Raw genomic sequence first — 11,274 nt, forward strand, 5'->3', positions numbered from 1 at the left:
ATTACTGCTGTTTCTTACTGAAAAATGGAAATAGAATTTTTGTTACCAGTTTAAGCTTTCCTATTGAAAAAACCTTGAGAAAAAATAAGATCAATTTTAGTAAGATTAAGATGATTATGCCTTACCTGGATAAAAAAATAGGTGAATTATTAGTTGAGAAGTGAAAGTACAACCTACAACAAAAGTAACCGTTGCGCATCCACATAAAATTAGATGAATAGAATATAAAAGCCTTAAAAGTTTGTCTCTTGGCAAGCTTTTAAGGCTTTGTTTTTTGCTTTTAGTTAGTGAAAAAGTACAATTATTGAGGTCTTAAAATGGATCTGTTACTTTTAGTAGGAAAGCAGCTTGAATTTGAATAGAAAGGCAATGGAATTTGGAAGGTCTATTACAGAAATGTATTTTTAGCTTACTTTAAGGAAGATAAATTAAGATCAAAAGAATCATCAACAAGGGTAGAGACTAGTTTCGTGTAAAGTCTACTCTTTAACTTGTGTAAAGGATGTGCCTTAACGAACATTAAATCCAATATCGATAATTGGGTTGCAATTGAAAAATAAAACCGATAATTGTTTAAACCTAACTTAATGAAGAAGATTTTAGTTTTACTATTCACGTTATTTCAAACATCTGTATTCAGTCAAAGTAATGATAAACAGTTTGTTTTTACAGATACCATTCAATCAAAATATCTTAAAGATAGTAGGGTAATAAATATTTATCTGCCTACAAACTATTATAATTCAAATGATACTTACCCCTTACAAGTAGTACTAGGTGATTATTCAAGAACCCGTATGTACTTTTCTGTTTCGGAATATCTAAGTCAAGCCTATCAAATTTTGGAGTTGAGTCAATTGCACACAATTCCTGAATCAATTGTAGTTGGAGTTGGCAATCCAAACTCAAAAAACTTGAGCGAGTATAGTAAGTTTATTTCTCATGAAGTTATTCCTTTAATCGAAAGAAAATTTGGAAAGTGTCATTTTAAAGTAATAATTGGGCATTCTATAGGTGGGGAATTGGTATTGCGTACTCTGCTAGCTGAAAATAGCCCGTTTCATGCTTTTTATAGTTCAGCTCCAATAAATTCTGAATACTTTATCGAAGAATTAAGCAATGAAGATAAATTATCATTTTTAAGAGAGTCTAAAAAACGATTATTCATAGCTGCCAGCCAAAACGATTACTTTTACGAAGGAAATATAAAACTTATAAATACTATTAACCAAATAGATAGTGAAACATTTTTATTCGAATCAATTTTAAAATCTTCAGACAATCATCATACTATTTTTCCTGTTACCATAACAAATGCATTGTTCTTTATTTTTAAAGATTGGAAATTTACTATTCCCGAAAAAGACACTATAAACACAACAGAATTATTCTTAAAGTATTATAAAAATATATCAGAGAAAGTAGGCATAGAGATAAGCCCACCAGAGTTTGATTTTTATTTATTAGCATACATTCTTAATGAGAGAAATCAAACGCAAGAAAAAATTAAATTATTAGAAACATGTAAAAAGTTTTATCCAAAAGCGATTAATGCCGACGCATATTTAGCAAGAACATATTATTCGATGGGTGATTTTAAAAAAGCAAAAATTCATAATGAGCAATCATTATTACTAAATCCAGATAATGAATTTACGATACAAACTAAAAAACTAATTGAGAAAAAGAAATAAAAACGTCACACAACAAAAGCAAGCGTTGCGCATCTACATAAAATTAGATGAATGTATTATAAAAGCTTTAAAAGTTTGTCGATTGGCGAGCTTTTAAGGCTTTGTTTTTTGCTTTCAATTCTTGAATAAGTAAAATAATAGGTCTTAAAAAAGATCTTTTGCTTTTAGAGGGAATGCAGCTTGAATTTGAATAGAAAGGCAATGGAATTTGGAAGGTCTATTATAGAAATGTATTTTTAGGCTACTTTAAGGAAGATAAATTAAGATCAAAAGAATCATCAACAAGTGGAGAGACTAGTTTCGTGTAAAGGATGTGCCTTAACGAACATTGAAGACGATGAAATATCAAAGAATTCTTCTTATAAAATAAAGCGATATTTGATAATAAAATCTATTGAGACATATATTATGATACAAGATAAATACCAGGAAGCAATAAAATTCGCTGCAGAGAAGCATAAAAATCAAAAAATGCCAGGAACGGAATCGAATTATTTACTTCATATATCTAATGTGGCTATGGAGGTTCTGATTGCGTATAAGGAAGAACAAAATTTTGATATCGACACAGCCATACAATTAGCCATATTACATGATACACTTGAAGATACAAATACAGAATTTGAGGAATTAAAAGTAAAGTTTGGAGAATGCATTGCTTTAGGAGTAGCAGCTCTATCTAAAAATGAAAGCTTGCCTTCAAAAACTGAACAGATGGAAGATAGTCTTGACAGAATTAACAAGTTGTCTAAGGAAGTTGGAATAGTAAAATTAGCTGATAGAATAACAAATTTACAAGAACCACCTCATTATTGGACTAACGAAAAAAAAATGACTTATCGTAGAGAAGCTGAAATAATAAATCAAGCTTTAGAAAATAAGAATAAGTACTTAAACAAAAGATTAGATTTTAAGATTTCTGACTATAAAAAATATATAAATAACGATTAACCACTGGCTACCTCAATGTGTATAATTAATGGCGGGTTCTCGCATTTAATTATCGGTCCTGCCGGATAGAAATTGTCTCTGATAATCCGCCACTAAATCGCAGACTTAAGGTTAGGCATAAAGCTAAAGACATAAGATTATGAAGCTAATACTAATACTTTCATTTTTTATTTTATTTATTTCTAATGTTCATGGACAGATACGCACGATAACAGGGACTGTAATTAATGAAGACTTGGAACGAATTCCTTATGTAAGTATTTATAGTGCAGATACGATAAAGATTGGGGAAGCTAATATCGATGGATATTTTGATATTTCTATAAAAGAAGAAACTAATCGGTTGATGTTTGGTTTTGTAGGAATGGAATGGTTGACTATTAGGTTTGCTGACAATTGTAACAAGTTTGAAATAATAATGATGTCGAAATGGTTTTATGATTTTATATCACTTAGAAAGGCTGATAGGCTCAGAAAGAAAAGATTCGATAAACTTCCTGAACTTCGTAAAAAAGCATTTGAACAAGGAGTATTTAAATCTGACTCTCTAAATTATAGTCAGGAATTTGTGCGCTATAGTGGTTTTAAGTGAAACACTAAATAGTATTGTAAATGCTTTTAATCAACCAATAGAATTGTACAGCAATCAAGTATTCGAAAAAAAATGATAAAGTGGTATAGAAATTTAATTGATAAAGTACTGAATGAAAAACCTTATTTCGGGATAGGATATCGGGAAGGTAAATACAAAGCAATGATATTTCTGCCGCCATTGGTTTTATTATTTGCTGTTATTTTGGGGCTGGCAGTTTTCTTTTCTAATTTCAAATCCTATCAAAGGAGTTGGCGCGCCAAAATGAATACAAACGAGATTGTGGTTCGCTGCGATTCATCAATTCAAGGGGATAGTATTAAGATTGAATGGAAAAATTCTTTTCCACCTGCAAAAGTTGTGTTTTACAATGGAGAACAGGCTGATGTAAATATCAATAAAAGGGGATACAATTACTTTACGGTTTCTTATTTAGGACAAAAGATTGGTACCTACGAGCAATTTAAAAGTGATTATTGGTCCTATCATAAATATGAATTTTTAATAAAAATGGATAGCAGTGATACGCCACAATCTGCACTACAAATTGAAGGGAAATATCATAAATGCAAGCTTGCTGCTGAGTAAACAAACGAACTACACATGAGAATATACCTACTACTGCTTTTTGCACTGATGCTTTTTGCTTGTAAGAATGGATCTAAAAACGAAACGGATAAGAACAGTAATAGTTTAATTGCAAGTGAAAAGTCTGGAATTGATTCTACATTGATAAAAAAAAGGCAAGCTGATTCATTAGCAAATTTGATGTCTGTAAGATCGAATTTGAAAATTAAATCTTTTGAAATAATTGAATACGGAAAGTTTCCAGGGTATTCGAAAAAGACATTGATAACTCTTGATTCGGTATTTGTTATTGAAAAACCGATAAGGAATGATTCATTAAAGGGGATTGTTTATCAGGCAAGTGATCCCTATTTATTAGCAAGTGTATCGGCTGTTGTAGAAAGTAAATTTTCCGAGAATATTGTTTTCTGCGAAGAGCAATCTTATTATTCTGAAAGCAGAGGTTCATTTGTGAGGTTGAATGTTGACTTTAAAAATGGTTTAAAAACCAATTTATCATTCGAAAATTGCAAGTCGAAATCGCTTAAAGAAGTTGTAAATGTTCTAAATGGAGTCTTACCTAAAGAGAACACTATAAAATTACCATTGAAGACAATTGTTGATTTAACAATGCCACCCGATAGCGTAAAGACCTGGAAGAAATTAAAAAGTATTGCGAAATACAATGATAAGACCAGCTTTACATTATCTGAATTTGATAAAAGTAAATTAGTTCGCTTAGACTCTACAGTATTCGGAAAGAAAATTCATGAAACCTATGCTTTAAAATCTAGTTACATTATTGCTGTAAAGCCAAATATAGGTGAGTTTTATCCTTGTGTTGTTTATGGACAGCAGTTTGATTGCGGGCAGGTTACAAATTTTATTGCCATATGTACGCTAGATTCTTTATTACAAAAAAGGGGAACATTTGATGTGATTGCCGGAGAATGGTCTGACTTTGAGGGGGATTGTCAATACAGTAGTGAGCTATCGGATTCTATCATAAACAAAAATTCATCCTATTCTTTTGATGTATCGGCTGAGGAATTAAGAAGAGATGATAACATAAAGTCTTTTGATATTAAAGAGAAGCTAGTAATTAATAGGAAGGGTGAGATTCTTACAATAGAAAAGGATACATTAAATGTTAAGTATTTCGGCAAACAATAAATTATTTCTCTGTACATACATTCAAAGTAGAAATCTGAAATATACATGGACGGTAAGGAAAAAAGATATTTAGAATTAGGTCTATCATCAGGACAAATAAAAGTTAAAATGAAAACTCCACTTTTCGGATTGGCTTTGATATTTTTTCTATTTAGCTATTTGTCTTCAGATGTTGTTAGTGAAACAAGCCTTGACAAGTTAGAAGATCAAGTAATTGAAAATCCACCCAGACATAAGGAGTATAGCGGAGGAAAGAGTGGCAGGCATTACAGTTGCAAGATAAAACTAGAGAACTCTACTCATAAATTTGTGATTGATGGGGTAGATTATCAGTATGTTAATTTTGAAGGACTTTATAGAAATATAAGGAAAGGTGATGTTGTTAGCTTACTGGTATATAAAGATGATATCTACTCGATTAAGAAAGATGGAGTTGATTATTGCAATTTAGAAGCTGCAAATGAACATCGAAAAAATAATAAAGCCTCAATAAGATGGATAGCAGGAATAGCGTCAATCTTTTTCGGATTTGGGGCAATTTTGGAAAGATTTAAAAAGGTGAGGGAATATTACAATAACAAAATTAAATTTTCATGGGGATGTCTTTCTGTTGGAGTGGTAATTATTTCATTTTTCGCTATAAACCTTTTTATTGGAGCTCGTTATGTAACCAATAAGTACGATCATGATAAATCTTACAAAGAGATTTTAAGAAAATATGAATATAGACCCAACAGTGGGTAACAAAAGACAAAATTTATGGGTGGTGATGCTCAAACTTAAAGGATAGCACAATTAATAAACATCAACAAGTCAATTAAAAATGGTTTGCTTTAATTCGTTTATCAAAACAGGTGGTGTAAATCATGAGACTTGTGCAATTGCAAACTATTGTCTGGTAGGTACATTTAAAACAGTGTAAATAATGAAATTTAGTATACTAATATTGGGGATTTTTTTAATAGTTTCTTGTCAAACACATCAACAGAAAGATTCTGATTCTTATAATGATTTAAAATCGGAAATTGATTCTATAATAATTAACAGTAGTTTTAACGGAGTAGTACTATTAACAAAAGATACTGCAAGAATATACTCGAAAGCAGTTGGCTATTCCGATATAGAAAACAAGATTCCAATTAAGTTGGATGATCAGTTTGTTATTGGTTCAATTAGTAAACAAATAACTGCTGTATTAATATTGAGAGAATATGAAAACGGTAAAATTAAACTTGATGATAAAATTGATCAATATTTAAGCGATATCGACCAAACGTGGGTTAAAGAGGTAACAATTCATCAATTACTAACTCATACTCATGGTATTGTTGCTATAAATAAGCCGTTGGAATTTAAGCAGGGTTCACGTTTCCATTATTCCCAATTAGGCTATGAATTACTTGCAAATATTCTTGAAAAAGTGACTTCAAAAACATTCAATGAATTGTCAACTGAATTATTTAACAAGTATGGTTTAACACATACTTTTCATCCAGATAATAAAGAATTTAAAAATCTGGTTAAAGGATATCGAGAAACTAAAAATGGGAAGTTAAAATATTGTTCAAATAGTTTATTTAATTACGTGCCTGCAGGTTCATTTATATCAAGCGTTGAGGATTTAAACAGGTGGAATCAATATTTGCATTCTGGTAAACTTGTCAAAAAAGAAAGCTTAGAATTAATGAAGACAAAATTCGCAACAAGAATTCACCCGATTTTTGGAACCGTTGAATATGGTTATGGTTTGCTTTTTAAAGATGGAGAAGAAAACATACAAATTGGAGCATTGGGTTATGCTCCGGGCTTTGTTTCTGCTTGCTATTATTATCCTCAATCAAAACTGAATGTATCTGTTTTGCAAAACACTGCCACTAATTTAGATGATTTTAAAAAGACATTTAAAGTACATACTGAACTAATGGAATTAATTAAAAAACAAACACCCAATATTTTGAATAAGTAATGGCAGAAAATGGGGTAAATATTAAAGTTTGTATCCCGATCGAACTATGATAGGAAAGTGTCATACAGTCTGTTACTGCTTATACAATTTATGGTTGGACTCAATTGTATTTTGTTAATAGTATTTACTTGTAACTTTTCAATTGGTAGAAGCGTCGTATCCCGATAAAGAAAAAAATAATTAATGGGGAATCAAGCAAACCGAAATCTTTGGATAGATTATTTACGATCAGCAATTACTGTTTTGGTAGTTGCGCATCACTCATCTCATGCATACACAACCTTTGCAACTTTTGACAAGAAAGCTTATATCAATTCAACTCACGCTATTGTTGATATAAAAAGATGGATTGGTATGGATTTGTTTCAGAATTTTAATGATATTTTTTTTATGTCTCTTATGTTTTTAATAGGGGGATTATTCCTAATTAAGAGCATCAACAAAAAAGGAGAGACAAATTTTATAAAAGATAGATTCTATCGATTGTTTATTCCATTTCTTTTGCTGGGAACATTCTTTATGCTAATTGCTTATTTCCCCTCTTACTATGTAGCTCATAATAATGTTGACATTATTGCTTATGTGAATGATTTCTTTTGGGTAGAAAAATGGCCTGTTGGACCACCTTGGTTTATATGGGTATTGTTTCTTTTTAATCTCTTGTTTGCATTGTTTTATAAAATAGGTGAGAAAATAGGAATATCATTTTCCAATGCAGGAAATAAACCTTTTACTTTTTTCATTATTTTGTTTTTGGTCTCTTTTCTGCTTTATGTTCCAATGGCGTATAATTTTGGGGCAGGTGCATGGGTGGGAGTTGGTCCATTTGATTTTCAGTTAAGCCGAATACTTCTGTACTTCGGATATTTTGTACTTGGTATTTTTATTGGGAAAACCGATTTTAATAAAAATATATTTTCAACAGAATCGCGAATTGTAAAAATGTGGTGGTTTTGGTTATTGCTTTCTTTGATGATTTATTTTATGTTGACAATAATGAGTGATCAATTAACTCAATTTGTAAAAGATAATAAGATAAGAGAGTTTAATGCCTGGATGATTTATTATACAATCTATGTATTGTCATGTACAATAAGTTGCATCGCATTTATCACAGGTTTTAGAAAGCTTATTATTGCAGAAAAACTTTGGTGGAGTTCATTGTCCGAAAATGCTTACTTGATTTATTTAATCCATTATATTTTCGTGATCTGGTGTCAATTTTTACTTATGAAGTTTAACATTCCTGCTCTTGTTAAGTTTTTAATAACTTTTACACTTGCCCTTTCATTAAGTTGGGTGTGCAGTAATATGCTAAGGAAGATAAGAGTAGTGAATAAATATTTATAATTAGGAAAGTGTCGGGTATTCATTGTAATTATTGTTTGGCTATTAGCTCTTGTTTTTCGAATGGTTTTGTAGTAAGTATTTTTATTGGAGCTCGTTATGTAACCAATAAGTACGATCATGATAAATCCTACAAAGAGATTTTGAGAAAATATGAATATAGATCCAACAGTGGGTAACAAAAGACAAGAGCTATGGGTGGTGATGTTTAATTGGATAAAAATCAAATACAATATACACAAGTGACTTTGGTAAGGTGGTAATTGTACATTGCTCGAAGTTAAAAAAGGAAGATAAACTAATAATACAATACTTATGAAATCAATAAAGTTTGGAAAATTAATTTTCAATAGAAAGGCTATATTTTTAATTGCCTTTTGTCTTTTTCTTAATGGCGTTTTGATTGGAGCCTTGGTTGCTTATAATCAGGATGCTAATGAGTCGATAAATGTGATTCTGTTGCTATTTATGATATTTTTACCTTATCTGCTTTTTTATAAGAGTATTGGAAAAAACATTACTGAAATGAATTGAAGTTGTTCGAACTTTCTGTTCTCACCCTTAATGGTTAACTCAAATAAAATTGCGATTGACTTTATTATATGTAAATTTAATCGGCTTGCTTACTTGTTGTGTTGATGAGACCATAAGCTTGATTCACAAAAGTACATTAGTAAGCCCTTTGTAGTACATAACCCGCATTAAATGATTGAAAGAATAATATTATCGATAGTGGCAATAGTAATGCTGATTCTGACAATTCAGAGGAAGGAAAGATTATCAATTGTATTGACCAGTGGGTTGACCTTGGGAATATTAATAATTTGGTTTGGGAATCTAATGCTAATACGAGTGGGAATGTTGACTTATCTGATTTCTGCTTTGTGGATAATGCTTTATGGATTAAAAAAGAAAGAGTTGCTAACATATGAGAAGTTAATCATCTCATTGACGGGACTGTTTGCAGCTATAGCTAATCTTTTTGAATTGATGCATTATCCATACGCATACGAAATCGGATTAAGTATGATTATTCCATTAGTACTTTTTCTTTTCGCATTAGTTAGGGGATTGATAAGGAAGTGTGAGTTAGGTTTTATGGTAATATTGAACCTCGAATTTTTATTCAGGTTTATAAATCTTTGGAGTTAGGAAAATTAGCTAGTGTTTAACGAACGGAATAAAGGTAGCTTGTTAGTGATTGAGTTTTATTACTCCGCTGCACGAAATGAGGTTCGATAAAGTCAACCCTTTTCAGTTTTTCCATCACAGCAAACGATCAAAAGAATCTACAATGCAGATGGTATATTTTCCATAAAAAAAGCATCACTCCTAAAAAGTGATGCTATGCTAATATATTGTAATTCAATTAAGCGACTTCAACTTCCTCAACAAGTGTAGCCTTCTTCGATCTTCTGTACAGATATGAGTTATAGATATTTCTTTTAGCAAAACGCATTTGTTTATCAGAATTAATCAGTTTTTCAAAAACGCTTCTTTTCACACCAAAGTATTCGTAAGCCGATCCATCTAAAAAGGTAATCTCAAGCAATAAGCCCTTGTGCTTAAAGTCCTCAATACCAACTTTGGTTGTTGTATGCTCATAGTCTTCAAGGTTTGCAGCTTTAGTTTCCGGAGCAATACTCACTAAGAAATGATAAGCATCGATAATCTGACGGCTTTTTAATTCAGCCTCTTCATACATTTCATGTCCTTCAGGAAATTTATCGGTATGCCACTCTTTTACTAAATTTCGGTAAGTTGATTTAAGACTTCTAAGTGTTGTGTCATTATCAACATTGAACAATTTCTTGTACTCATTAATACGCTTCATAGATGCTTCCTTTGTAAATTTCCTCTCGGTTGATTCTTAGGTGTTTTTTAATGGCACACCCATGCTCGTTTTTTTCAAAACAGCCGCAAAAGTATGCATTTAAAACTTATGAATACGATGTATTGATTCTTTTCTTCTTATTTATTATTTCCTGCAACTTAGAACGATGAGTCTCCCTTTATTTTGTTTGAGAAAACGATTAGTATGCGTTCTACCGATAGCCTTCAATTAATTTCTACGATGTAAAAACTGAACCCTGCTAAGGAACTCTTGTTGCACATACGCAAGCATAAGAAAGAAACATTTCAGTAATATGTAATTTCAATTAATTATGCTTTAAAGCTATTTTACAGGATAGTTTATTTTTTTGATAAAATAATAAAGTAGATTTAGTCTAAATAAAAAGATTTAGTATATTTGAATTAATATTTAAGTATGCTTAAATCTTTTATTTGTATGTCGGCGTCAACAGAGAATTTTTTAAAAACCATTTACAGCTTTAGAAAGTTGGAAGCAAGAGATACCAAACCAGGTTCTATTGCCAAGGCTTTGGGCATTAGCAATGCTGCAGCAACTGATATGGCTAAAAAATTATCGGTTCGTAAGTTGGTGTTGTATGAGAAGTATCAACCCTTGAATTTGACTAATGAGGGAGAGAAGATCGCCTTGCAAATTCTTAGAAAACACAGGTTGTGGGAAACTTTTCTGCACAAAACCTTCGGCATGTCTTTATTGGAAATTCATCGTGAAGCTGAATTGTTGGAGCACCAAACATCGGATTTTATGGCGGATAAACTGTGGGAGTATTTAGGTAAACCTGATTGTGATCCACATGGAGATCCGATTCCGGATGTAGAAGGAAAGGTTCATTTGCACAAGGACAACCAGGTTCTTTACAAGGCAGATGTAAATGTGTTTTATGAAATAAAAAGATTGATTAATAGGGATGAGGAGTTCTTTCAATTTTGTAAGGGAAATGGAATTGAGATAGGGACAAAGCTTCAGGTTGTTAAGCAATATTCTAAAAATAAATTAACGGAAATACTGATCCGGGAACAGAAAATCTTGATTCCTCAGGAGTTTTCAGGTCTTGTATATGTGAGACAGATTAGTGAACAGTAAACAATTAATAAAGAATAATAAAACCATA

At 31.2% G+C, this 11,274-nt stretch carries 12 protein-coding genes; 11 read left to right on the forward strand and 1 reads right to left on the reverse strand.

Annotated features, from left to right (window positions below; genetic code table 11):
- The first annotated feature begins 587 nt into the window (after window positions 1-587).
- The 10 genes from GCQ56_RS18695 (at window position 588) to GCQ56_RS18740 (ending at window position 9,442) form a co-directional block, all read left to right on the forward strand.
- Complete coding sequence (locus tag GCQ56_RS18695) at window positions 588-1,694, forward strand: alpha/beta hydrolase-fold protein (protein WP_152736061.1); 1,107 nt, start codon at window positions 588-590, stop codon at window positions 1,692-1,694.
- A 408-nt stretch (window positions 1,695-2,102) separates the two neighbouring features.
- Window positions 2,103-2,645, forward strand: a complete 543-nt coding sequence (locus GCQ56_RS18700) for an HD domain-containing protein (RefSeq protein WP_152736062.1) — start codon at window positions 2,103-2,105, stop codon at window positions 2,643-2,645.
- Between the two features lie 139 nt (window positions 2,646-2,784).
- Window positions 2,785-3,237, forward strand: coding sequence for a hypothetical protein (locus GCQ56_RS18705; protein WP_152736063.1), 453 nt, complete (start codon window positions 2,785-2,787; stop codon window positions 3,235-3,237).
- Window positions 3,238-3,309: 72 nt separating this feature from the next.
- Window positions 3,310-3,825, forward strand: coding sequence for a hypothetical protein (locus GCQ56_RS18710; RefSeq protein WP_152736064.1), 516 nt, complete (start codon window positions 3,310-3,312; stop codon window positions 3,823-3,825).
- Window positions 3,826-3,840: 15 nt separating this feature from the next.
- Window positions 3,841-4,977 carry a hypothetical protein gene (locus GCQ56_RS18715; RefSeq protein ID WP_152736065.1) on the forward strand — a complete coding sequence of 379 codons (1,137 nt, stop codon included), beginning with the start codon at window positions 3,841-3,843 and terminating at the stop codon, window positions 4,975-4,977.
- 45 nt (window positions 4,978-5,022) lie between these two features.
- Window positions 5,023-5,721: a hypothetical protein gene (locus GCQ56_RS18720; RefSeq protein ID WP_152736066.1), complete on the forward strand. Its 699-nt coding sequence runs from the start codon at window positions 5,023-5,025 to the stop codon at window positions 5,719-5,721.
- 181 nt (window positions 5,722-5,902) lie between these two features.
- Window positions 5,903-6,943, forward strand: a complete 1,041-nt coding sequence (locus GCQ56_RS18725; protein ID WP_152736067.1) for a serine hydrolase — start codon at window positions 5,903-5,905, stop codon at window positions 6,941-6,943.
- 183 nt (window positions 6,944-7,126) lie between these two features.
- The gene (locus GCQ56_RS18730; RefSeq protein WP_152736068.1) at window positions 7,127-8,293 is read left to right on the forward strand and encodes an acyltransferase; all 1,167 of its coding nucleotides are present in this window, start codon (window positions 7,127-7,129) and stop codon (window positions 8,291-8,293) included.
- A gap of 312 nt (window positions 8,294-8,605) precedes the next feature.
- Window positions 8,606-8,824, forward strand: coding sequence for a hypothetical protein (locus GCQ56_RS18735; protein WP_152736069.1), 219 nt, complete (start codon window positions 8,606-8,608; stop codon window positions 8,822-8,824).
- Window positions 8,825-8,995: 171 nt separating this feature from the next.
- On the forward strand, window positions 8,996-9,442 hold the full coding sequence (locus GCQ56_RS18740; protein WP_152736070.1) for a hypothetical protein: 447 nt from the start codon (window positions 8,996-8,998) through the stop codon (window positions 9,440-9,442).
- 217 nt (window positions 9,443-9,659) lie between these two features.
- On the opposite strand, the gene GCQ56_RS18745 is transcribed toward GCQ56_RS18740, so the two are convergent.
- Window positions 9,660-10,124, reverse strand: a complete 465-nt coding sequence (locus GCQ56_RS18745) for a KTSC domain-containing protein (protein WP_152736071.1) — start codon at window positions 10,122-10,124, stop codon at window positions 9,660-9,662.
- A 456-nt stretch (window positions 10,125-10,580) separates the two neighbouring features.
- On the opposite strand from GCQ56_RS18745, the gene GCQ56_RS18750 reads away from it, so the two are divergent.
- A complete protein-coding gene (locus GCQ56_RS18750; RefSeq protein ID WP_152736072.1) occupies window positions 10,581-11,246 on the forward strand; it encodes a metal-dependent transcriptional regulator in 666 nt (221 codons plus the stop codon).
- Window positions 11,247-11,274 lie beyond the last annotated feature (28 nt).

Origin of the sequence: Marinifilum sp. N1E240 (assembly GCF_009295825.1) — a bacterium.
GTDB classification, from domain to species: Bacteria; Bacteroidota; Bacteroidia; order Bacteroidales; family Marinifilaceae; genus Marinifilum_A; species Marinifilum_A sediminis.

Coding starts and splice junctions, on each gene's coding strand:
- GCQ56_RS18735 (WP_152736069.1), top strand. CDS start 8,606: ATGAAATCAATAAAGTTTGGAAAATTAATTTTCAATAGAAAGGCTATA.
- GCQ56_RS18710 (WP_152736064.1), top strand. CDS start 3,310: ATGATAAAGTGGTATAGAAATTTAATTGATAAAGTACTGAATGAAAAA.
- GCQ56_RS18730 (WP_152736068.1), top strand. CDS start 7,127: ATGGGGAATCAAGCAAACCGAAATCTTTGGATAGATTATTTACGATCA.
- GCQ56_RS18700 (WP_152736062.1), top strand. CDS start 2,103: ATGATACAAGATAAATACCAGGAAGCAATAAAATTCGCTGCAGAGAAG.
- GCQ56_RS18750 (WP_152736072.1), top strand. CDS start 10,581: ATGTCGGCGTCAACAGAGAATTTTTTAAAAACCATTTACAGCTTTAGA.
- GCQ56_RS18695 (WP_152736061.1), top strand. CDS start 588: ATGAAGAAGATTTTAGTTTTACTATTCACGTTATTTCAAACATCTGTA.
- GCQ56_RS18740 (WP_152736070.1), top strand. CDS start 8,996: ATGATTGAAAGAATAATATTATCGATAGTGGCAATAGTAATGCTGATT.
- GCQ56_RS18705 (WP_152736063.1), top strand. CDS start 2,785: ATGAAGCTAATACTAATACTTTCATTTTTTATTTTATTTATTTCTAAT.
- GCQ56_RS18715 (WP_152736065.1), top strand. CDS start 3,841: ATGAGAATATACCTACTACTGCTTTTTGCACTGATGCTTTTTGCTTGT.
- GCQ56_RS18720 (WP_152736066.1), top strand. CDS start 5,023: ATGGACGGTAAGGAAAAAAGATATTTAGAATTAGGTCTATCATCAGGA.
- GCQ56_RS18745 (WP_152736071.1), bottom strand. CDS start 10,124: ATGAAGCGTATTAATGAGTACAAGAAATTGTTCAATGTTGATAATGAC.
- GCQ56_RS18725 (WP_152736067.1), top strand. CDS start 5,903: ATGAAATTTAGTATACTAATATTGGGGATTTTTTTAATAGTTTCTTGT.